Raw genomic sequence first — 21413 nt, 5'->3', positions numbered from 1 at the left:
GCAGACGCGACAGCGCCAAGGGGCCGCGATAGACCCGGCCCAGGTCGAGCAGCTCGCCGCCCGGCGCCTGACGCCAGAGCGTCTCGTGCGCACTAGCGGTTTGGGCATTGGCCATTGACTGATTCCATCTGTGAAAGGGGTTGCGGCATGAGAGCAATTAGCGTGCCGGCCCTTTCATCACTCCCTGCCGACCGATGATGAGGAGCTCAGTCCGGATTATCTCTGCTGCATTCTGCGGTCGGCATTGATGATTAACGCGTATCCACACGTCGGTATCACTGTTTGCTGAAGTCGACCTGTAGTCCGACGCCGGTTCATTCAGAGTTAAGGTGCCAGTCAAGCAGCAGTGCTGCTGCCGGGGTGCTGCTAGAGCAGCATAGGCATTCGTTGTTCATGAATGAACTGACGACCGTACCCGGTTTATGGTTAGCGTGGCGAGCGCGAAGGAAAGCGAGACGCAGCGGAAAAACCGACTGCGTCTTGGATAATGCCAGGAGCGCATGTCGGGCTGATCAGCCGCGATTTTGTCGTACAAAGCCTGGAAGTACAGCCATCCGGTAAATGGGCTACCTATGTTATTCGGCTGTAGCGAGCGCGTTCAGGGCGGACCCGTTCGATTCCAGACCTGCCGCTTCGATCGGCAGCTGTTGCTGGCAGCAGCGCTAATGCTATATCGGCTGGCAGTCAGAAGGCCGTGATTCTGGTGAGTCGCTGCCCGCATGTTCATGAATGTCCCACACGCCGAATTCCCGACCTTCGTCTCAACTGCCACCGCATCAGCCTCGGCGGTGGTGACGACGTGATCCTCTGGAACACTGCGGCGTCCTGACTGATAGGCAACAGCCGGCGGCCCGTCGCTGCCCAAGCACCGCCATAGATGGTAGGGGCATGGCCATTGTGACGAAGCCCGGTTTTGGGCTTGGGTGCAAATTTGGGCTGCCTAAACTTCTTGAGTGGCCCGCGAGTCGGCGTGAATGCGCCAAGTGTTTTCGACTTTCCGTTTCAATTCTTCCAGCGATCCATCGTTCACCAACAAGTAATCGCCCGGTGCTTGTTTGATTCCAAACTCTGATGAGTGAGCTTTAACCTTCTCTAAATCCGGGCGCAGGATGTGCCAGATCTTTCCGTGGTGCGCGCGCAGGAACGCAGCCTCGTTCTCGAAGCGGATATCTTTGATGACAATGGTGTGCGCGTTGTCCTTAAGTTGCGTATTGGCTCTCAGGGGACGGGTAGGGCGAGTAGCGCGTTTGGCGTGATAGTCCTGGTGCGCGATGGTGCTTGGGTTATAGGGGTCGGTGTTGTTGGTGTCTTGAGGCGCGCCGGGGAACATCGAGAGCGCGTGGCGCTTGAGGAGCTCCATAGCGTCTTTCGGCGTGATGTCCCAATACTCATCCTTGATATTCGCACTGGCAGGATTCCACACCTGGTCGTCGGTCAGGTCGAAGAACGCTTGGGCGGCCAGGGCGAACGGAGCGCTCGGGGATGCCAGGTTCGCCGGGAAAGGATTGTTTTGTGCGCTGGGCGGCGGATTGATCTCCCGGTCGGCTCTCATCAACCAATGGTCTGGGTTATGATGCCGCATCCATTCAGTACCAACCGTTTGAAAAAATTCTCTTGGCGAATGGCCCCACAGCTCGATTGTCTTTTCCTTCCGATCGTCATGCCAAGTCTCTTCGTCAGTCAGGCCAAAGAGCGCTTGGCAGCCGAGCTTGAGGGGATCAGCAAGAGCAAAGGCCGACACCCCTGGGTATGTCAGAAGCATCGACGCTACGGTGTCTTTTCCTGATCTGGCCAAGGCTGCCAGGCCAATGATCGTTCTCACGGTGAACTCCTGTTTGATGGCGCAACCCATTATAAAATGGGGCTTTCAGGCCACGTTTACGTTTTGCAGCAAGGATTATAACCTTTGATGTTTACATTAATGGAAGACCGAAAACAGGTTGCAACGTACCCATACCAAGGGCGCGGCCGGGGCCTGTCGGTTGAACGCATCGCGGCTCTGGAAGACTTCGTCCAGGGCGATCTGCGCCCGGATCCGACGCTGGTGTTCGATCTGTCCATGGAGACCGGTCTGGGCTGTGCAACGGCTCGTGGTGCTTTGAATCGTTTAGAACAGGGAGGCAACAGAGCCGCCGCAGCGCCCTGGCGTTATCGTCTGGTAGAAGCTGCCTTGCCTCTGGATCAGGTGCAGGCATCCCTCGACACCTTGCAGCCAGACCTGCTGAAACTGCTGGCGGATCGTCACCATGGCTGAGGCTTATCCCTGGCAGGCAAGTCTTTGGCAGCAACTCGCTGGCCGCACCCAGCATGCCCACGCGTATCTGCTGCACGGGCCGGCGGGCATCGGCAAGCGGGCACTGGCCGAGCGCCTGATGCATCTGCTGCTGTGCCAGCAACCGCAAGGGCTTGAAGCGTGCGGGCAGTGCAAGTCATGCTCGCTGTTGACTGCGGGCAGTCACCCCGACAACTACATTCTCGAGCCAGAAGAGGCGGACAAGGCGATCAAGGTCGATCAGGTTCGCGATCTGGTCAGTTTCGTGGTCCAGACCTCGCAGATGGGCGGGCGCAAGGTGGTGTTGATCGAGCCTGTGGAGTCAATGAACATCAACGCCGCCAACGCCTTGCTGAAAAGCCTCGAAGAACCGTCCGGCGATACTGTTCTGTTGTTGGTCAGTCATCAGCCGAGCCGATTGCTGCCCACCATCAAGAGCCGTTGCGTACAGCAGGCGTGCCCATTGCCTGGCGAGGCGGTGAGTATCGCTTGGCTCGCCAAGGCGCTGCCCGAACGCAACGATGATGAACGCCTTGAACTGTTGACCCTGGCCGCAGGCTCGCCCCTGGCAGCGGTCAACCTTCAGGCGCAAGGCGTGCGTGAGCAACGCGCGTTGGTGGTCGACGGCGTCAAGAAGCTGCTCAAGGGCCAGCAATCGCCGACCCAACTGGCCGAGGGCTGGAAAGATATTTCACTGCTGCTGCTTTTCGACTGGTTCTGTGACTGGTCGAACCTGATCCTGCGCTATCAGCTCACCGACGACGAAAACGGGCTGGGATTGGCCGACATGCGCAAGGTGTTGCAGTATCTGGCGCAAAAATCACCCCAAGGCAAAGTACTGGCGATGCAGGACTGGGTGCTGCTGCAACGTCAGAAAGTCTTGTCCAAAGCGAACCTCAATCGCGTTTTGTTGCTCGAAGCGTTATTGGTGCAGTGGGCATCTCTGACCGGACAGGGGTAGACTGGCCATCTGCATGACATCAGTATCCATGAGGAAGTTGAGATGAGCGTCCCCCTCAGCCCGGGTCCACGTAACGGCATCCTGTCCCTGACCATCAAGGACAAGTCTGTCCTGTACGCCGCCTACATGCCGTTCATCAAAAATGGCGGACTGTTCATCCCCACCAGCAAAAGCTACAAACTGGGGGATGAAGTGTTCATGCTGCTCAACCTTATGGATGAGCCGGAGAAAATCCCGGTCGCGGGCAAGGTCACCTGGATTACCCCCAAAGGTGCTCAGGGCAACCGTGCGGCGGGCGTCGGCGTGCAGTTCAACGACGGCGACAATACTGCCCGCAACATGATCGAAAACTACCTGGCCGGTGCTCTGAAGTCCGACCGTCCTACCCACACGATGTAGATTGCTCCGGTTCCCATGCTCGTAGATTCCCATTGCCACCTCGATCGTCTCGACCTCACTCAACACGCAGACTCCCTGGACAACGCTCTGGATGCGGCGCGCGGAAGGGGTGTGGGTCATTTTCTATGCATAGGCGTCAGCGCCGACAACGCGGCCGAGGTCAAGGCCCTGGCCGATCGCTATGAAGACGTGGACTGCTCGGTCGGCATTCACCCACTGGACCTCAAGCCCGGCGAAGCGCCTGCGCTGGAGTGGCTGCTGGGCGAGTTGAATCACCCGCGCGTGGTTGCGATCGGTGAGACGGGCCTGGACTACCACTACGAGCCGGAAGCGGCCGAGCTGCAGCAGGCCTCGTTTCGTCTGCATCTGCAGGCGGCCAGCCGCACCTGCAAACCGGTGATCGTCCACACCCGTGGCGCGCGAGCCGACACGCTCGAGTTGCTGCGGGAAGCGGCGTTGCCCCAAGCGGGTGTGCTGCACTGTTTCACCGAAGACTGGGACATGGCCAAGGCCGCGTTGGACCTGGGTTTCTATATCTCGCTGTCCGGCATCGTGACCTTCCGCAACGCCGATGCGCTGCGCGATGTGGCGAGCAAAGTGCCAGCGGATCGCCTGTTGGTTGAGACCGACTCGCCATATCTGGCGCCGATTCCCTACCGGGGTAAGCCCAACCTGCCGCAATACGTACGCGAAGTGGCGGAGTTTCTGGCGATGTTGCGCGGTGAGAGCTTCGAGCGCTTCTCCGAGCAGACCACCGAGAACTTCAAGCGTCTGTTCCCTCTGGCGCGGGTCAGGGCCACCTGACGTGGAGTACTTTGCAGTCGAGCAAATCGAAGGCAAAAAAAACCCGGGTTCTGGGGGGGTGAATCCGGGTTAAGACCATTAGGAGTAAAACAAAGACACGCTATCCGTTGGTGTCTTTACCAATGCCGGCACTTGGGGGAGATGCCGCATCGGCGAATTTAAGTATTGGTCATATTCCACAGGCGTCCAGCTGTCAGCTGTACATTTTTTAAACAGTTTTGGAATACCCAATCCTGTCTTGATACCTCAAAGCATGGCCATGTTCGTCTACAACCTGGACTGAGATCGGGCTATGGGTCAAAAACGTGGCTAACGGGGTTGATTCGGTCTTGCGCGTGAACATTGTCGGATGATCCGTGCAATTTCCGGCAAGTTAGGCATAATGTGCGACTTCGATTTTGAACCCACAGCCTCTTTCTATGCACAAAGAACCTCGTAAGGTCCGTGAGTTTCGGCGCCGTGAGCAAGAAATTCTCGATACCGCGTTAAAGCTGTTTCTCGAACAGGGTGAAGACAGTGTCACCGTCGAGATGATTGCTGATGCCGTGGGTATTGGCAAAGGCACTATCTATAAGCATTTCAAATCCAAGGCGGAGATCTATCTGCGTCTGATGCTCGACTACGAGCGTGATTTGAACGAGTTGCTGCACTCGGCCGATGTCGACAAGGACAAGGAAGCGCTCTCCCGCGCCTATTTCGAATTCCGTATGCGCGACCCGCAGCGGTATCGCCTGTTTGATCGGCTGGAAGAGAAAGTGGTCAAGGGCAATCAGGTGCCCGAGATGGTCGAGCAGTTGCACAAGATCCGCGCCTCGAATTTCGAACACCTGACTCTGCTGATCAAGGGCCGGATTTCCGAAGGCAAGCTTGAAGATGTGCCGCCGTACTTCCATTACTGCGCTGCCTGGGCGCTGGTGCACGGCGCGGTGGCGTTGTATCACTCACCGTTCTGGAGCAACGTGCTGGAAGATCAGGAAGGTTTCTTCCAGTTCCTGATGGACATCGGCGTGCGCATGGGCAACAAGCGCAAGCGCGATCCTGAAGCCGGACACGACCTCAAGCCGGAAATCACCGGGACTTGAACCGGCTTTGCCAATCATCCACTCCGGCAGGCACCGCTCTGGTGTCTGCCAGCTCCGTTACAACCTTTGCCCGGAATGACGCTTGCTAAAAGCTGATTTATGAGTCAGGTTTTGCGCGCTGTATTTCTTTCCGGAGCTGTCCATGATCGTAGATCGCCAAGGCCGACGTTTCCGCAACCTGCGGATCAGTCTGACCTCTGCGTGCAACTATGCCTGTACCTACTGCGTTCCCGACGGCAAGCGGCTGGTCGCGGCGCAGAACGAGTTGTCCGCCGATGCCATGGCCCGTGGTGTGGAATACCTCATAGAAGCGGCAGGCATCGAACGCTTGCGCATCACCGGGGGCGAGCCGTTGGTCAGTCCGCGGCTTGAGCGTTTCATGGAGCAGGTGGGAAGAATGGGGCTCAGCGACATCAGCCTGACCACCAATGCCCAGTTGCTCGCGCGCAAACTGCCGATTCTGCTGGATGCAGGGATCGGTCGGATCAACGTTTCGCTGGATACCCTCGATCCGTCGGCATTTCGCAGCATTGCCCGAGGCGGCGACTTGGCCACCGTGCTCGATGGCATGGAACAAGCGAGGGCGTCGGGGATGCGGATCAAGGTCAATATGGTGCCATTGCGCGGCAGTAACCTCGATCAGGTCATGCCGCTGCTGGATTACTGTCTGGAGCGCGGTTATGAGTTGCGCTTCATCGAGCTGATGCGCATGGGCTACCTGGCCACTGACCATCATGGCTTTCTCCAGCAATTCGTGAGTTTGGATCAATTGCTGGCGTTGATCGGCGAGCATTACGGATATCAGCAGGCCGATGCTCCGGTGGATGCCACCGCGGTGCGCTACCGGATTCCCGGCAAAGGGCATTTCGGCGTGATCGCCAATGAGAGCGTGCCGTTTTGCCGCACTTGCTCACGGTTGCGCCTGTCTTCGAGCGGTTGGCTGCATGGCTGTCTGTCTTCGAGCAACCGCCATTACGTCGGCGACCTGCTCGACAAGCCCCGTCATCAGGCCTTGCCCGCGTTGCAGCGTCTGTTGATCAAGGCGCTGGATGACAAGCAGGCGGTGGCGTTCTCCGGCGGGGCGACGGTGATGAAGATCATCGGCGGTTGAGTGTTCGATCTCATTTCTCGCTGAAACATATCAGTCCACCGATGATCCTGGAGCACGGCTTGCGCCGGTCGCGATCTCAGGCATCTCACCGCCGGCAAGCCGGACTGCTACGACGTTAGAATCGATGCTCGGTAAGCCTCGAACGCGTCCGTCCGTCTCTTCTCCTGACATGGCGCAAAAGCTGCATTACACGGCCATTCGCCGGTTTTCCGTCGCCGGACTTTGGAGGAAATAATGCGTAGCCTGGTTTTACTGCTGGCGTTCTTGGCATTGAGTGGCTGCATGCACGTCAGCGATCTGGCACAGGGCGCGCATGACGAGCTCAGTGATGCGGGTCTGCTGGACCATAGCTCGACGCGGCGGATCAACAATTTCCGACTGCAGCCGGACTCCTTCATCTATATCGCTCAGGGCGCGTTCGCTCCGCCGGGTGGCGCTTATCCACGTCCCAACGTGGTCGCCGAAGAGGCCTTCAACGGTTTCATCGAATATTTCCCCATGGTCCGCCGCGCCCGTGCGCCGGAAGGCCTGGACGAGGCCATGAGCGAAGCCCGCGCCGCCGGCGCGCATTATCTGCTGTACACACGCTTCGCCAAGGCGGATGACCGCATCGGCAATTTTGACGAGTGGTCCGATCAGGAAGCCGTCGACCGTCTTGGCATCGACAGTGGTGTCGTTCAGTTGATGCTGATTGAAACCAACACTCGTTATTTGATCGATACCGCGCGCATTCACAGTCGCGGCGGCTTGCTGACTCTGCACGATACCAAGCCCGAAGATTTGCTAGGTCCGCCAATGGAGGATTACGCTCGTAGTCTGTTGGGCGTCTCAGCCCGCTGAGGAGTAGCGTATGAGTGGTCCGGGAAAAGCCGGCGACCTGTTGGCGCAGTTACCCAAGACCGGCAAGGGTTTGCCACCTGTGCATCTGTGGAACCCTGATTTTTGCGGCGATATCGACATGCGTATCGCCCGTGACGGTACCTGGTTCTACCTGGGCACACCCATCGGTCGCAAACCGATGGTGCGCCTGTTCTCCACCATCATTCGTCGGGACGGTGATGATTACTTTCTGATCACCCCGGTGGAAAAAGTCGGCATCACAGTCGATGACGCGCCCTTCGTGGCGGTGCTGCTGGAGGTTGAAGGGGAGGGCGAGTGCCAGGTGCTTCGCTTCACGACCAATGTTGAGGATGTGGTCGAAGCCAGCGCGGAGCATCCTTTGCGCATCAGCATCGACCCCGCCACCGACGAACCTGCGCCTTACGTTCATGTGCGCAGCAATCTGGAGGCGCTGATTCATCGCAATGTCTTCTATCAACTGGTCGATCTGGCGGTTCCGCGCGAGATTGATGGCCAGCGCTGGCTGGGTGTCTGGAGCCACGGTGAATTCTTTCCCGTAGGGCTTGAGCCCTGACCCGGTTCGCAACCGCGCGTACCTGTTTTTGCCAGGTCAATTGCCTGGCTTTCTTCTCGCGGTTAAAGTGCCGCCCCCCGATTTTTCTGAGGTTTTTGCATGAGCCAGTCCTTTGATATCGCCGTGATCGGCGCCACCGGTACTGTCGGCGAAACCATCGTCCAGATTCTTGAAGAGCGCGATTTCCCGGTTGGCGAGTTGCACCTGCTCGCCAGCGCGGAATCCGCTGGCAATTCGGTAGCTTATCGCGGCAAAAACGTGCGCGTGCGTGAGGTCGACGCGTTCGATTTCGGCAAGGTGCAGATCGCTTTCTTCGCAGCCGGTCCCGCCGTCACGCGCAGTTATGCCGTGCGTGCGACAGCGGCGGGCTGCGCAGTGATCGATCTGTCCGGCGGGCTGCCCGTCGAACAGGCGCCCAACCTCATTCCCGAGGTCAACGGCGCCCTCTTGAACAGCCTTGCCAAACCCTGGCAAGTGGCCTGCCCAAGCCCGGCTGCAACCGCGCTGGCCATGGTCATCGGCCCCCTGCGCGGGCTGCTGGACGTGCAGCGTGTCAGCGTTACCGCGTGCATGGCGGTTTCGAGCGTTGGCCGCGAGGGTGTGACCGAGCTGGCGCGGCAGACTGCCGAACTGCTCAACGTGCGCCCTCTGGAACCGCGCGTCTTCGACCGGCAGATGGCATTCAATGTGCTCGCCCAAGTGGGCACGCCTGATGCGCAGGGGCATGTGCCGCTGGAAAAACGTATGGTCAGCGAGTTGCGCGAGTTGCTGTCGCTGCCTTTAATCAAGGTCGGCGTGAGCTGCATCCAGGTGCCGGTGTTCTTCGGCGACAGCTTGAGCGTATCGGTGCAGACGGCGGCCCCGGTGGACCTTGCCGCTGTGGCTAAAGCGTTGGATGCGGCGGAGGGAATCGATCTGGTGGACGCCGGGGATTACCCAACACCGGTGGGCGATGCAGTAGGACAGGACGCTATCTATGTAGGACGTTTGCGCAGCGGTATCGACGACGCCTGCGAGCTGAACTTCTGGGTGACGTTGGACAATGTGCGCAAGGGCGCGGCGTTGAACGCTGTGCAGGTGGCTGAATTGTTGATAAAAGATGTTGCGTAAAAGATACTTGCCAACAATTCAAAGAATCATTCTAGCTGCGGCGTGTCGAAACGCCCTACGCCCTAGCAGGCTTTATCTTCTCGGTCGCCGGGGAAATTTTAAACAAGGGATGGGCTATGGTTCAGGTTCGTAAACTGGTTTTAGCAATCGCTGCAGCTTCGGCGCTGTCATCGGGGATGGCACAGGCGCTTGGCCTCGGTGGTTTGACCGTCAAGTCTAGCCTGAACCAGCCGCTGCTCGCCGAGATCGAACTCACGCAGGTGCAGGACCTCAATTCCGCGCAGGTCGTGCCCAGTCTGGCCAGCTCTGCCGAGTTCGCCCAGGCAGGCGTTGGGCGCACCGCCGTCCTCGACGACTTGACGTTCACCCCGGTGGTCAATCCCGGCGGCAAAAGCGTTCTACGCATTACCTCCAGCAAACCGGTCCGCGATCCCTATGTGAAATTCCTCGTGCAGGTGCTCTGGCCCAACGGTCGAGTGCTGCGCGAATACAGCCTGTTGCTCGATCCGCCCAAGGTCTCGCCGCAGGCCGCCGCTGCCGCCACCGCGCAGTTGCCGTCGATCGCGCCGGCCGCCGCACCAGCCCAGACACCCGCTGCCGAAGCGCCCGCCGCCCCGGCCCCGGCTGCTGCGCCGCCTGAACCCAAGTTCACTCAATACACCACCGCCAACAACGACACGCTGTGGGAGATCGCCGAGCGTGCGCGCAACGGCGGTACGATTCAGCAGACGATGCTGGCGATCCAGGCCCTCAACCCGGATGCGTTCATCGGTGGCAACATCAACCGTCTGAAGAAGGGGCAGGTGTTGCGTCTGCCGTCGCCGCAAGAAGTCAGCGCCACGCCGCAGCCTCGCGCAGTGGCCGAGGTGGCCGAGCAGAATCGCGCCTGGCGTGAAGGTCGTCGCCTGCCGAGCGGCGCTCGTCAGGTCGATGCCACCCGTCGCGATCGCGTTGGCGCCGCCCCTGCGCAAATCGACGCCAAGGACAACCTGAGTCTGGTGTCGGCCAATAAGCCGGGCGCCAAAGGTGCCGCAGGTGACGCCGAACTCAGCAACAGGCTGGCGGTGGCCCAAGAGAATCTGGACAGTACCCGGCGCGATAACGCCGAGCTGAAAAGCCGCATGGGCGATCTGCAAAGTCAGCTGGATAAACTGCAGCGTCTGATCGAGCTGAAGAACAATCAGTTGGCCAAGATGCAGGCCGCGGGCGCCGCGGTTCCGCCGCCGGTCGATGATGCGAACAGCACCGTCAGCCCGAACAGCGTGACCAACCCGAACAACGCCGCGAACCCGGCGATGCCTGCGCAGATCGTGCCGCCGTCGGCTGCACCGGATGCCGCCGGCAAGCCGCCGAATGAAATCGCTCCCGAGGATGCGCTGCCGGTCGATGGCGCCAAGGTCACCGGGGCGACTCCTGATCAGCCGCTGGCCGTGCAGCCCGATGCTGCCGCCGGCCCGGACAATCGGAGCACGCTGGACAAGATCCTCGCCAGTCCCACCCTCCTGGGGTTGATCGGTGGGGGCGCGCTGCTGGTTCTGTTGTTGCTGGTGCTGCTATTGGTGCGTCGTCGCAACGCGATCCTCGAGGCTGAACGGCATCGGCAAATGGCTCGAGCGCTGTCGGAAGAATCCGACTTCGCCTCTGACATGGATCTTCCCGCAAGCAGTTTCGAGGGGCTGGAGGTTCCTCCGCCGACGGTAAAGCCGGCACCTCTGTCGGCCGTAATCATCGAGCCGACCCGCGAACGCCCGGCTGACGTGCTGGTACAGGCTGAAATCCACATTGCCTATGGCCGCATCAACCAGGCCGTGGCGTTGCTGGAAGAAGCCATCAAGGAAGAGCCTCAGCGTAGTGATCTGCGCCTCAAGCTCATGGATATCTACGCCCAGCAAGGCAACCAGGAGGCTTTCGTCGCTCAGGAGCGGCAACTGGTGGCCACGGGAAAGAACCACGCTGAAGTCGAGCAGCTCAAAACCCGTTATCCGGCCATGGCAGCTGCTGCTGCGGCGGCAGCGGGTGTCGCGGCGGCGACGGCTTTGGCAACGCAAATGGATGCGAAGTACGTTGACGACCTGCTGACCGACAAGTCCGAGGCTGAGCCGGTTGCCACGCCTGAGCCTGCTGCTGAACCTGTTGCCGAGGAATCGGATGACTTCGACACCGCTTTCGATCTGAGTCTTGATGATCTGGAAGCTGCATCGCCAGCGGACGTGAAGGATCACAGCGCATCACAGACCGACGGCGGATTTGACGATCTGGATTTGGATGCGCCATTCAGTGGCGCGACTGCCGATGATCTGGATTTCGACGCCGTCCTGCGCGAGCAGACCGAGGCCAAGGCCGCTCAACCGGAGGATCTGGCGGATTTCGACCTGGATCTGTCCGAAGATCAACCAGCGCTCAAAGCTGAAGACGATTATCTGTTGGGGCTGGAGGACGATCTGAGTGATCTGCCACCTTCCGAACAGACTGCGGACTTGGGTTCCGGCAAGCCTGTTCATGAGGATGAGCTGGAGCTGCCCGCCGATTTCGACCTGTCCCTGGCCGATGAGATCGAAACCGATCAGGCCTCCGACGCCTTTGCATCCGAAATCGACGATGTGAATGCTGAGCTGGAACGTCTGTCGCAAAGCCTGGAGCAGCCGCCGATCGCCAAGCCCTTCGACGACGGGCCGACTTTCACTGAAGACGACGCCTTGTTGGCGGACGATGAGCCGGAGTTCGACTTCCTGTCGGGTACCGACGAAGCGGCCACCAAGCTGGACCTGGCTCGCGCCTACATCGAAATGGGCGACGCCGATGGCGCCCGCGACATTCTCGACGAGGTTGTGGCAGAAGGTGACGACGGGCAGAAGACCGAAGCGCGCGAGATGCTCTCGCGACTGGCTTGAACCGGGCTTAATGCTGCGTCGACAACGACCGCTTCGACGGTCGTTTTTGTTTGCGTCAGTAACTCGCTCGATTCTGTGGGAGTGAGCTTGCTCACGAAGGCTGACGTTCAGACGCTATATCTGAGATGAATGTACTGCCCTCTTCGTGAGCAAGCTCACTCCCACAGTCATGATACGCAGCCGATTATCCCGGCTTGCTCAAAGTCGCTGTCAATGGCGTCTTTTTGCGTCATCCGTATAATGGCCGCCCTTGCGCACATCGACAGGCTTTAAGCACTTGGCAATCACAGACACCGAGGCAGAGACAGCGGCAGCCGAAATGGCCGCCGAAGGTTTTTCCAGGATCGCACTGGGCGTGGAATATAAAGGTTCGCGCTACAGCGGCTGGCAGCGCCAGTCCACCGGGGTGCTGACGGTTCAGGAAACCCTGGAGAATGCCCTGTCCAAAGTCGCCGACTCGCCGGTTTCGCTGATGTGCGCCGGACGCACCGACGCGGGCGTGCATGCCTGCGGCCAAGTGGTGCATTTCGACACCCAGGCTGTTCGCACCATGAAAGCCTGGACCATGGGTGCCAATATCAATCTGCCTCATGACGTCAGTGTGACCTGGGCAAAGGTCATGCCCGCGCATTTCCATGCGCGCTTCAAAGCCATAGCCCGGCGCTACCGCTACGTGATCTACAACGACCAGATTCGTCCCGCGCATCTGGCCCAGGAAATCACCTGGAATCACCGTCCACTTGATGTCGAGCGCATGGCCCTGGCGGCGGAGTATCTGGTCGGAACCCACGACTTCAGCGCATTTCGTGCCGGGCAGTGCCAAGCCAAATCGCCGATCAAACAGCTCCACCACCTGCGCGTCACCCGCCACGGCAAGATGATCGTCATCGACATTCGCGCCAACGCTTTCCTGCACCACATGGTGCGCAACATTGCCGGTGTGTTGATGACCATCGGGGCAGGGGAGCGGCCTGTGGAATGGGCCAGCGAAGTGCTGCAAAGTCGGGTTCGCCGCACCGGTGGGGTGACTGCGCACCCGTTTGGCCTGTACCTGGTGCAGGTCGAATACCGCGATGAATTTCCGTTGCCGGAGCGTTACATCGGGCCGCATTTTCTTACGGGCTTCACGGAACTTGGCGGCTGACGCCCGGAGCAGCATTTGCTACCATCTGTGACTTTCGCCAGGCTTGAGGTATTCACTACATGTCAGCCGTTCGCAGCAAGATCTGCGGGATTACCCGCATAGAGGACGCGCTGGCCGCTGTCGATGCGGGAGCCGACGCCATCGGTTTCGTGTTCTACCCCAAGAGTCCACGCGCGGTCACCATCGAACAGGCCCAGGCGATCATTGCTCAGTTGCCACCTTTCGTGAGCACTGTCGGGCTGTTCGTCAACGCCGAGCGGGAAGCGCTCAAGGCACTGCTCGGTGTCGTGCCGCTGGACCTGATCCAGTTCCATGGCGACGAAACCCCGGAACTGTGCGAGGGCTATCAGCGCCCATGGATCAAGGCACTGCGCGTACAGGCCGGTGACGACATCGCCGCCAGTTGCGCCTTGTACGACAGAGCCTGCGGCATCCTGCTCGATACCTACGTAGCGGGTATACCGGGCGGTACGGGTGAAACTTTCGATTGGGCCCTGATTCCAAAACAGCTGAGCAAGCCGATCATTCTGGCTGGCGGCCTCACGTCGGCTAACGTGTCCCAGGCCATCGCACAGGTTCGCCCCTATGCAGTGGATGTCAGCGGCGGAGTGGAGAAGTCGAAAGGGCTCAAGGATCACGACAAGATCCGTGCGTTCATGAGTGCGGTGCACGGGGTCTGAGGGTATTTTTCCGGCTGCATCGGTCTTCGATGTGACGGCAGACAGGCGGTCGCCGTCCACTAGCCTGCGACTGCGTTTTGCAGGTTTGTGAATCGCCAAAATTGAACAGGCGAAGACGCAGGTGCGTCTCGCGGCAAAGAAGTTGAGGGCAGTGTCGAAATTGCCAGGACAGCAGGTCAGGCGTTGGCGCCGATCGTTGCAGGCAGCTTGCGATATTGCACATGAATTTAGTTTAAGGGCATGCGCGTGGCATCGATTGCCGCGCGTGGTGGCCACCGGTACTGGAGAAAGAAAGCATGAGCAACTGGTTGGTAGACAAACTGATCCCTTCGATCATGCGTTCCGAGGTCAAGAAAAGCTCGGTACCTGAAGGCCTCTGGCACAAGTGCCCTTCCTGCGAGGCAGTCCTTTATCGTCCAGAGCTGGAAAAGACCCTGGACGTCTGTCCCAAGTGCAACCACCACATGCGTATCGACGCCCGCGCGCGTCTAAACATCTTCCTCGATCCTGAAGGTCGTCAGGAAATCGGGGCCGACCTGGAGCCGGTCGACCGCCTGAAATTCCGCGACAGCAAGAAGTACAAGGATCGCCTGACCGCTGCCCAGAAGCAGACCGGCGAGAAAGACGCCTTGATCTCCATGAGTGGCACGCTGCTGGGCATGCCGGTGGTATGCAGCGCGTTCGAATTCTCGTTCATGGGGGGGTCCATGGGCGCCATCGTTGGCGAGCGGTTCGTGCAGGCGGCCAACTACGCGCTGGAAAAACGCTGCCCGATGATCTGCTTCGCAGCTTCCGGCGGTGCGCGCATGCAGGAAGCGCTGATCTCGCTGATGCAGATGGCCAAGACTTCGGCCGTGCTGGCGCGCCTGCGTGAAGAAGGTCTGCCGTTCATTTCCGTATTGACCGACCCGGTCTACGGCGGCGTTTCGGCGAGTCTGGCGATGCTGGGCGATGTGATCGTTGCCGAGCCAAAGGCCCTGATCGGCTTCGCCGGACCGCGGGTGATCGAGCAGACCGTGCGTGAAAAACTGCCGGAAGGCTTCCAGCGCAGCGAGTTCCTGCTGGATCACGGCGCGATCGACATGATCATCCATCGTCAGCAACTGCGTCAGCGCCTGGGTAACATGCTGGCACAGATGATGGCCCTGCCAACCCCTAAATTCGTCGCGCCGAAAATCGAGCCGATCGTGGTTCCTCCCGCTCCGGCCAACATATGACCGCACGCTCTCTGAGCGACTGGCTCAGCTATCTGGAGCAACTGCATCCTTCGGCCATCGACATGGGGCTGGATCGGTCGCGACAGGTGGCGCTGCAGATTGGTCTGAGCCGCCCTGCGCCGCGCGTGATTACGGTCACCGGCACCAACGGCAAGGGCTCTACCTGCGCCTTTGTGGCTACATTGCTGCAGGCCCAGGGCCTCAAGGTCGGCGTCTACAGTTCGCCGCATCTGATCCGTTACAACGAGCGGGTGCAGGTGCAAGGCGTCGAAGCCACCGATGAGCAGCTGTGCGAGGCTTTCGAGGTCATCGAGAAAGCCCGTGGCGGCATTTCCCTGACTTACTTCGAAATGGGCACGCTGGCGGCGTTCTGGCTGTTCGAGCAGGCTGAGCTGGACGCGGTGGTGCTGGAAGTCGGCCTCGGCGGACGTCTGGATGCGGTAAACCTGATCGATGCCGACATGGCGCTGGTCACCAACATTGGTGTCGATCACGCCGAATGGCTCGGCAACACTCGTGGATCGGTCGCGTTCGAAAAGGCCGGGATTTTCCGCGAGGGGCGTCCGGCGCTGTGTGGCGATGTCGATCCGCCGCGACCTCTACTGGATCAGGCTCACGCGTTGCATTGCCCGCTGTCGTTGCGCGGTTCCGATTTCGATCTGAGCGTGGGGGCGACGAGCTGGAACTGGTTCGGCACTGATACCAGCGGCCACCGTATCGAATTGCATGATCTGCCGTTGCTGGATCTGCCAATGCAGAACGCGGCACTGGCTCTTCAAGCCTACCTTCTGCTCGATCTGCCCTGGCAGCAAGCATCGCTGCGCCAGGCCTTGCTGGGTACGCGAGTGACCGGGCGCCTGGATCGCCGATCCTTCCAATGGCAGGGCAAGCAACTGCGCATCCTGCTGGATGTGGGGCATAACCCCCACGCGGCGGTGTTCCTGGCCCAGCGCCTGAAGCAGCGCCCGGTCAGCGGACGACGGCTGGCGGTGTTCGGTTTACTCAATGACAAGGATCTGGAAGGGGTGCTGGGCGAGCTGCAAGGCTGTTTCGGCAGCTGGGCGGTTGCGCCGTTGCCGACCCCGCGCAGTCGTTCCGGGGAGCAGATTGCCCTGGCCTTGCAGAACCTTGGCGCCGTCGTGACGTCCTACCCCAGTGTCGCGCTGGCGCTCGAAGCTCAATGCGCCCAGGCGACAGCCGACGACGAAATCGTCCTGTTCGGGTCTTTTTATTGCGTAGCCGAGGCCCTGGAATGGCTTGCTGGCGCGTCACGGAGGAAGTGACACATGGCTTTGCTGGATAAGGCGTACAAGCAGCGGATGGTCGGTGCCCTGGTACTGATCGCCATTGCGGTGATCTTCCTGCCGATGCTGTTCTCGCGTCAGGACGAAGCACGCCATGTACAGGTGGATGCGCCTGCCGCGCCCCAGGCGCCCGCCGTTTCACAGATCAAGGTCGACCCGGTGGCGGTTCCCGAGCAGCAACCGCTGCCGCAGGAGCCGATCCCCACCGACGAAGAACTGGCGCAGCCGGCTCAACCGATCAATCAGCCATCGCCTTCGATGCCGATAGCGCCTGCTCCAGGCAAACCCGCAGCTTCCACGCCACAGGCCAAGGCAGCACCGGCTCCAGCTAAACCTGCGGCTGCTGCGCCTACGCAAGCTCCAGCAAAACCGGCAAGCGCTCCGGCATCCGCCGCGCCGCCGGCACTGGCCCCTGACACCAACCGGGTCGACGCCAATGGCCTGTCGATCACCTGGGCCGTGCAAGTGGCCAGTCTGTCGAACCGTGCCAATGCGGACGGTCTGCAGAAAACCCTGCGTACCCAGGGTTACAACGCCTATATCCGAACTTCGGATGGCGTGAACCGGATATTCGTCGGCCCGTTGATCGAGCGTGCCGAAGCCGACCGTCTGCGCGATCAGCTCGACAAGCAACAGAAGCTCAAGGGCATCGTCGTGCGCTTCGTGCCTGAGCACAGGTAAAGGCAGGTAATTCCCTCCTGCAGGAGCTGGCTGCTGGCGGACGCATTCGCCAGCAAGCCGACGCCTACAGGCCCACCTTAAAGGCGACTGCTGGTGCCGAAGTCCAATCGTTCGCCTTAATTACCCCCCACGTACAATCCCTGCTTACCGCCGGGCGAGCGCTCTGCTAAAATGCGCCGCCTTATCAGTCTGTAGGCTGCAACGTGTCATTTACTCCGGTTGACTGGGCGATCATTGCGATTGTCGCCATCTCCGCTTTGATCAGTCTCAAGCGCGGCTTCGTCAAGGAGGCGCTGTCCTTGCTGACCTGGATCATCGCAGGTGCCGTCGCCTGGATGTTTGGCGGTTCGCTGGCCCAGTATCTGGTCAACTACATCGAAACACCTTCGGCGCGCGTGATTGCGGGCTGCACCATTCTTTTCGTCGCAACGCTTTTGGTCGGCGCCATGGTCAACTTTCTTATCGGAGAACTGATTCGCGTCACCGGACTGTCCGGGACCGATCGTTTTCTGGGTATGGTCTTCGGCGCTGCGCGCGGAGGCCTGTTGGTTGTGGTGGCGGTAGGGCTGTTGAGTCTGGGCCCGGTACAACAGGATCAATGGTGGCAGGAGTCCAGATTGCTGCCGCAGTTCGTAATGGTCGCTGACTGGTCGAAAAACCTGATTCTCGGGATGTCCAGCAAGTGGCTAGCCAGCGGGATCAGCGTACCTGTTGATATCCCGTTCAAGGATCATCTCCTGCCGTCTGTGACGCCGCAGGATGTGATCGGTAAATCCAGTTCCACTAAGTAGGGGTTGTGTCGCATGTGTGGCATCGTCGGTATCGTCGGCAAGTCGAACGTCAATCAGGCGCTGTATGACGCGCTCACCGTCCTCCAGCACCGCGGCCAGGACGCTGCCGGTATCGTGACCAGCCATGACGGCCGGTTGTTCCTGCGCAAGGACAACGGTCTGGTTCGTGATGTGTTCCATCAACGCCATATGCAGCGTCTGGTCGGCCACATGGGCATTGGTCACGTGCGTTATCCAACCGCGGGCAGCTCGACTTCGGCCGAAGCCCAGCCGTTCTACGTGAACTCGCCTTACGGCATCACCCTGGCCCACAACGGCAACCTGACCAACGTCGAGCAACTGGCCAAGGAGATCTACGAATCTGACCTGCGCCACGTCAACACCAATTCCGACTCGGAAGTGTTGCTCAACGTCTTCGCCCACGAGCTTGCGGTGCGCGGCAAGCTGCAGCCGACCGAAGAAGACATTTTCGCGGCCGTCACCGACGTGCATAACCGTTGCCGTGGTGGTTACGCGGTGGTGGCGATGATCACCGGTTACGGCATCGTCGGTTTCCGCGACCCGGATGCCATCCGTCCGATCGTTTTCGGCCAACGTCATACCGACGAAGGCGTCGAGTACATGATTGCCTCCGAGAGCGTTTCCCTGGACGTGCTGGGGTTTACCCTGATCCGCGACCTCGCGCCGGGTGAAGCGGTGTACATCACCGAAGACGGCAAGCTGCACACCCGTCAGTGCGCCGCGAACCCGAAATACGCTCCGTGCATCTTCGAACACGTCTACCTGGCGCGTCCGGACTCGATCATCGACGGCATCTCGGTGTACAAGGCGCGTCTGCGCATGGGCGAGAAGCTGGCCGACAAGATCCTGCGCGAGCGTCCGGATCACGACATCGACGTGGTCATCCCGATCCCCGACACCAGCCGCACCGCCGCACTCGAGCTGGCGAACCACCTGGGCGTCAAGTTCCGCGAAGGTTTCGTCAAGAACCGCTACATCGGCCGCACCTTCATCATGCCGGGGCAGGCTGCGCGGAAAAAATCCGTGCGCCAGAAGCTCAACGCCATCGAGCTCGAGTTCCGTGGCAAGAACGTGATGCTGGTCGACGACTCCATCGTGCGCGGCACCACCTGCAAGCAGATCATCCAGATGGCCCGCGAAGCCGGCGCCAAGAACGTGTATTTCTGTTCCGCGGCCCCGGCCGTACGCTTCCCCAACGTCTACGGCATCGACATGCCGAGTGCCCACGAGCTGATCGCTCACAACCGTTCCACCCAGGACGTGGCCGACCTCATCGGTGCCGACTGGCTGGTCTATCAGGATCTCAACGACCTGATCGAAGCGGTCAGTGGCAGCAAAAAGATCAAGATCGACAACTTCGATTGCTCGGTCTTCGACGGCAAGTACGTGACCGGTGACATCGACGAGCACTACCTGAACAAGATCGAGCAGGCGCGTAACGACGCCTCCAAGGTCAAAACTCAGGCAGTCAGTGCGATCATCGATCTGTACAACAACTAATTCAGACAAGGAGTAGGCGGCATGACTCAGCAATGGGATGCCGGTCGACTGGACAGCGATCTTGAAGGCGTGGGTTTCGACACCCTTGCCGTGCGCGCCGGTCAGCACCGTACGCCGGAGAGCGAACACAGCGATCCACTGTTTTTCACCTCCAGCTATGTGTTCCGCACGGCTGCGGATGCGGCCGCGACGTTCGCCGGCGAGCAGCCGGGTAACGTCTATTCGCGCTACACCAACCCGACGGTGCACTCGTTCGAAGAGCGCATCGCGGCGCTGGAAGGCGGCGAGCAGGCCGTGGCGACCTCCACCGGCATGTCGGCGATCCTGGCGACCGTGATGAGCCTGTGCAGTGCCGGCGATCACGTGCTGGTGTCCAAAAGCGTGTTCGGCTCGACCATCAGCCTGTTCGAGAAGTACTTCAAGCGTTTTGGCGTGCAGGTCGACTACGTTCCCTTAGCGGAATTGTCCGGCTGGGACGCGGCGATCAAACCCAATACCAAATTGCTGTTCGTCGAGTCGCCCTCCAATCCGCTGGCCGAGCTGGTGGACATCGCCGCCCTGGCCGAAATCGCTCACGCCAAGGGCGCGATGCTGGTCGTCGATAACTGCTTCTGCACCCCGGCGCTGCAACAGCCGCTGCGCATGGGGGCGGACGTGGTCGTGCATTCGGCGACCAAGTTCATCGATGGCCAGGGCCGCGCCATGGGTGGCGTGGTGGTCGGCCGTAGCGAGCAGATGAAGGAAGTCGTCGGCTTCCTGCGCACCGCGGGCCCCAGCCTCAGTCCGTTCAACGCCTGGCTGTTCCTCAAGGGCCTCGAGACCCTGAACATCCGCATGCGCGCCCATTGTCAGAGCGCACTTGAACTGGCCCAGTGGCTGGAGCAGCAGGACGGGATCGAGAAAGTGCATTACGCCGGCCTCGAAAGCCATCCGCAGCACGATCTGGCCAAGCGGCAGCAAAAGGCCTTCGGTGCGGTGGTCAGCTTCGAGGTCAAGGGCGGCAAGGATGGCGCATGGCGCTTCATCGACGCCACTCGACTGATCTCGATTACTGCCAACCTGGGCGACACCAAGACCACCATCACGCATCCGAGCACGACGTCCCATGGGCGTCTGTCGCCGCAGGAGCGTGAAGCAGCGGGCATTCGCGACAGTCTGATCCGGGTTGCCGTGGGGCTGGAAGACGTCGCGGATCTCAAGGCCGATCTGGCTCGTGGCCTGGCGGCGCTGTGAGGGCTGTCTGTGGTTGAGTTAGTGATGGAAGCCGCCGGCGTGCACAACGGCCGCGTGGCGCTGGTGACCGGCGCTGCCCGGGGTATCGGATTGGGCATCGCCGCCTGGCTGATCACCGAAGGCTGGCAAGTCGTGCTGACTGATGTCGATCGGCAGCGCGGCGAGGCGGTGGCCGACGTGTTGGGCGAAAACGCCTCGTTCATCGCCATGGACGTGTCCAGTGAACAGCAGGTCGCCAGTGGCGTTGCCGAAATACTCGGCATATTCGGTCGCCTGGACGCGCTGGTCTGCAACGCCGCTGTGGCCGATCCTCGTAATACGGTGCTCGAGAGCCTCGATCTGGCGCACTGGAACCGGGTGTTGGCGGTCAATCTCACCGGGCCCATGCTGCTGGCCAAACACTGCGCGCCGTATCTGCGTGCTCACGGTGGCAGCATCGTCAACCTGAGTTCGACCCGGGCGCGGCAGTCCGAGCCTGATACCGAGGCCTACGCAGCGAGCAAAGGCGGGATTCTGGCGTTGACCCATGCGCTGGCGATGAGCCTGGGGCCGCAAGTGCGGGTCAATGCCGTGAGCCCAGGCTGGATCGACGCGCGAGACCCTTCCCTGCGTCGTGCCGAACCGCTGTCCGATGCAGATCACGCGCAGCATCCAGCGGGCAGGGTGGGCACGGTGGAAGACATCGCTGCGACCGTGGCGTGGCTGCTTTCGAAGAACGCCGGGTTCGTCACCGGGCAGGAGTTCGTGGTCGACGGCGGCATGAGCAAGAAGATGATTTACGTCGAGTGAGAGCGGCTG

18 protein-coding genes and 3 pseudogenes are annotated in these 21413 nt (G+C 60.4%); 19 read left to right on the top strand and 2 right to left on the bottom strand.

What is annotated here, in order from left to right; genetic code table 11:
- Positions 1 to 115 (bottom strand): annotated as a pseudogene (locus tag CE491_RS30865) (energy transducer TonB); the annotation flags it as partial.
- A gap of 825 nt (positions 116 to 940) precedes the next feature.
- A complete protein-coding gene (locus tag CE491_RS23025) occupies positions 941 to 1822 on the bottom strand; it encodes a deoxynucleotide monophosphate kinase family protein (protein ID WP_234407657.1) in 882 nt (293 codons plus the stop codon).
- Between the two features lie 105 nt (positions 1823 to 1927).
- Between CE491_RS23025 and CE491_RS23020 the strand changes: the two are divergent.
- The 19 genes and pseudogenes from CE491_RS23020 to CE491_RS22930 form a co-directional block, all read left to right on the top strand.
- Positions 1928 to 2254 (top strand): annotated as a pseudogene (locus tag CE491_RS23020) (dTMP kinase); the annotation flags it as partial.
- Positions 2247 to 3233 (top strand): DNA polymerase III subunit delta', encoded by a 987-nt coding sequence (locus CE491_RS23015; protein ID WP_110950629.1) that lies wholly within the window; start codon positions 2247 to 2249, stop codon positions 3231 to 3233. The pseudogene CE491_RS23020 and the gene CE491_RS23015, both read left to right, overlap by 8 nt.
- Before the next feature lie 42 nt (positions 3234 to 3275).
- Positions 3276 to 3632 carry a PilZ domain-containing protein gene (locus CE491_RS23010; RefSeq protein ID WP_037011754.1) on the top strand — a complete coding sequence of 119 codons (357 nt, stop codon included), beginning with the start codon at positions 3276 to 3278 and terminating at the stop codon, positions 3630 to 3632.
- Between the two features lie 15 nt (positions 3633 to 3647).
- Entirely contained in the window at positions 3648 to 4436 is a 789-nt protein-coding gene (locus CE491_RS23005) for a TatD family hydrolase (RefSeq protein WP_110950628.1), read from the top strand.
- 419 nt (positions 4437 to 4855) lie between these two features.
- Entirely contained in the window at positions 4856 to 5518 is a 663-nt protein-coding gene (locus CE491_RS23000; RefSeq protein ID WP_110950627.1) for a TetR/AcrR family transcriptional regulator, read from the top strand.
- Positions 5519 to 5660: 142 nt separating this feature from the next.
- Positions 5661 to 6629 (top strand): GTP 3',8-cyclase MoaA, encoded by a 969-nt coding sequence (locus tag CE491_RS22995; RefSeq protein WP_110950626.1) that lies wholly within the window; start codon positions 5661 to 5663, stop codon positions 6627 to 6629.
- Positions 6630 to 6863: 234 nt separating this feature from the next.
- A complete protein-coding gene (locus CE491_RS22990) occupies positions 6864 to 7469 on the top strand; it encodes a DUF4823 domain-containing protein (RefSeq protein WP_110950625.1) in 606 nt (201 codons plus the stop codon).
- 10 nt (positions 7470 to 7479) lie between these two features.
- Entirely contained in the window at positions 7480 to 8043 is a 564-nt protein-coding gene (locus tag CE491_RS22985; protein WP_110950624.1) for a DUF1285 domain-containing protein, read from the top strand.
- A gap of 99 nt (positions 8044 to 8142) precedes the next feature.
- Positions 8143 to 9153: an aspartate-semialdehyde dehydrogenase gene (locus CE491_RS22980; protein WP_110950623.1), complete on the top strand. Its 1011-nt coding sequence runs from the start codon at positions 8143 to 8145 to the stop codon at positions 9151 to 9153.
- Between the two features lie 116 nt (positions 9154 to 9269).
- Positions 9270 to 12044, top strand: coding sequence for a FimV/HubP family polar landmark protein (locus tag CE491_RS22975; RefSeq protein ID WP_110950622.1), 2775 nt, complete (start codon positions 9270 to 9272; stop codon positions 12042 to 12044).
- Between the two features lie 319 nt (positions 12045 to 12363).
- The gene (gene truA / locus CE491_RS22970; RefSeq protein ID WP_110950643.1) at positions 12364 to 13188 is read left to right on the top strand and encodes a tRNA pseudouridine(38-40) synthase TruA; all 825 of its coding nucleotides are present in this window, start codon (positions 12364 to 12366) and stop codon (positions 13186 to 13188) included.
- A gap of 59 nt (positions 13189 to 13247) precedes the next feature.
- Positions 13248 to 13868 carry a phosphoribosylanthranilate isomerase gene (locus CE491_RS22965; RefSeq protein ID WP_110950621.1) on the top strand — a complete coding sequence of 207 codons (621 nt, stop codon included), beginning with the start codon at positions 13248 to 13250 and terminating at the stop codon, positions 13866 to 13868.
- Positions 13869 to 14164: 296 nt separating this feature from the next.
- Positions 14165 to 15085 (top strand): acetyl-CoA carboxylase, carboxyltransferase subunit beta, encoded by a 921-nt coding sequence (gene accD / locus CE491_RS22960; RefSeq protein WP_110950620.1) that lies wholly within the window; start codon positions 14165 to 14167, stop codon positions 15083 to 15085.
- Positions 15082 to 16388, top strand: a pseudogene (folC, locus tag CE491_RS22955) (bifunctional tetrahydrofolate synthase/dihydrofolate synthase). Before accD ends, folC begins: the two are co-directional and overlap by 4 nt.
- On the top strand, positions 16372 to 17070 hold the full coding sequence (locus tag CE491_RS22950; RefSeq protein ID WP_110950618.1) for an SPOR domain-containing protein: 699 nt from the start codon (positions 16372 to 16374) through the stop codon (positions 17068 to 17070). Before folC ends, CE491_RS22950 begins: the two are co-directional and overlap by 17 nt.
- 203 nt (positions 17071 to 17273) lie before the next feature.
- Positions 17274 to 17861: a CvpA family protein gene (locus CE491_RS22945; RefSeq protein WP_110950617.1), complete on the top strand. Its 588-nt coding sequence runs from the start codon at positions 17274 to 17276 to the stop codon at positions 17859 to 17861.
- A gap of 12 nt (positions 17862 to 17873) precedes the next feature.
- Positions 17874 to 19382, top strand: a complete 1509-nt coding sequence (gene purF, locus CE491_RS22940; RefSeq protein ID WP_110950616.1) for an amidophosphoribosyltransferase — start codon at positions 17874 to 17876, stop codon at positions 19380 to 19382.
- A 21-nt stretch (positions 19383 to 19403) separates the two neighbouring features.
- Positions 19404 to 20615, top strand: coding sequence for an O-succinylhomoserine sulfhydrylase (locus tag CE491_RS22935; protein ID WP_110950615.1), 1212 nt, complete (start codon positions 19404 to 19406; stop codon positions 20613 to 20615).
- A gap of 24 nt (positions 20616 to 20639) precedes the next feature.
- The gene (locus CE491_RS22930; RefSeq protein ID WP_110950614.1) at positions 20640 to 21404 is read left to right on the top strand and encodes an SDR family oxidoreductase; all 765 of its coding nucleotides are present in this window, start codon (positions 20640 to 20642) and stop codon (positions 21402 to 21404) included.
- Positions 21405 to 21413: the final 9 nt, after the last annotated feature.

The organism is Pseudomonas bohemica, from assembly GCF_002934685.1.
Taxonomy (GTDB): domain Bacteria; phylum Pseudomonadota; class Gammaproteobacteria; order Pseudomonadales; family Pseudomonadaceae; genus Aquipseudomonas; species Aquipseudomonas bohemica.
Note: the sequence above shows the minus strand (reverse complement) of the source record. Positions and strands in the feature narration are given on the sequence as shown.

What these genes read in the sequence shown, in the direction of transcription:
- CE491_RS23015 (WP_110950629.1), top strand. Translation starts at nt 2,247, where the DNA reads ATGGCTGAGGCTTATCCCTGGCAGGCAAGTCTTTGGCAGCAACTCGCT.
- CE491_RS23010 (WP_037011754.1), top strand. Translation starts at nt 3,276, where the DNA reads ATGAGCGTCCCCCTCAGCCCGGGTCCACGTAACGGCATCCTGTCCCTG.
- CE491_RS23005 (WP_110950628.1), top strand. Translation starts at nt 3,648, where the DNA reads ATGCTCGTAGATTCCCATTGCCACCTCGATCGTCTCGACCTCACTCAA.
- CE491_RS23000 (WP_110950627.1), top strand. Translation starts at nt 4,856, where the DNA reads ATGCACAAAGAACCTCGTAAGGTCCGTGAGTTTCGGCGCCGTGAGCAA.
- CE491_RS22995 (WP_110950626.1), top strand. Translation starts at nt 5,661, where the DNA reads ATGATCGTAGATCGCCAAGGCCGACGTTTCCGCAACCTGCGGATCAGT.
- CE491_RS22990 (WP_110950625.1), top strand. Translation starts at nt 6,864, where the DNA reads ATGCGTAGCCTGGTTTTACTGCTGGCGTTCTTGGCATTGAGTGGCTGC.
- CE491_RS22985 (WP_110950624.1), top strand. Translation starts at nt 7,480, where the DNA reads ATGAGTGGTCCGGGAAAAGCCGGCGACCTGTTGGCGCAGTTACCCAAG.
- CE491_RS22980 (WP_110950623.1), top strand. Translation starts at nt 8,143, where the DNA reads ATGAGCCAGTCCTTTGATATCGCCGTGATCGGCGCCACCGGTACTGTC.
- CE491_RS22975 (WP_110950622.1), top strand. Translation starts at nt 9,270, where the DNA reads ATGGTTCAGGTTCGTAAACTGGTTTTAGCAATCGCTGCAGCTTCGGCG.
- truA (WP_110950643.1), top strand. Translation starts at nt 12,364, where the DNA reads ATGGCCGCCGAAGGTTTTTCCAGGATCGCACTGGGCGTGGAATATAAA.
- CE491_RS22965 (WP_110950621.1), top strand. Translation starts at nt 13,248, where the DNA reads ATGTCAGCCGTTCGCAGCAAGATCTGCGGGATTACCCGCATAGAGGAC.
- accD (WP_110950620.1), top strand. Translation starts at nt 14,165, where the DNA reads ATGAGCAACTGGTTGGTAGACAAACTGATCCCTTCGATCATGCGTTCC.
- CE491_RS22950 (WP_110950618.1), top strand. Translation starts at nt 16,372, where the DNA reads ATGGCTTTGCTGGATAAGGCGTACAAGCAGCGGATGGTCGGTGCCCTG.
- purF (WP_110950616.1), top strand. Translation starts at nt 17,874, where the DNA reads ATGTGTGGCATCGTCGGTATCGTCGGCAAGTCGAACGTCAATCAGGCG.
- CE491_RS22935 (WP_110950615.1), top strand. Translation starts at nt 19,404, where the DNA reads ATGACTCAGCAATGGGATGCCGGTCGACTGGACAGCGATCTTGAAGGC.
- CE491_RS22930 (WP_110950614.1), top strand. Translation starts at nt 20,640, where the DNA reads ATGGAAGCCGCCGGCGTGCACAACGGCCGCGTGGCGCTGGTGACCGGC.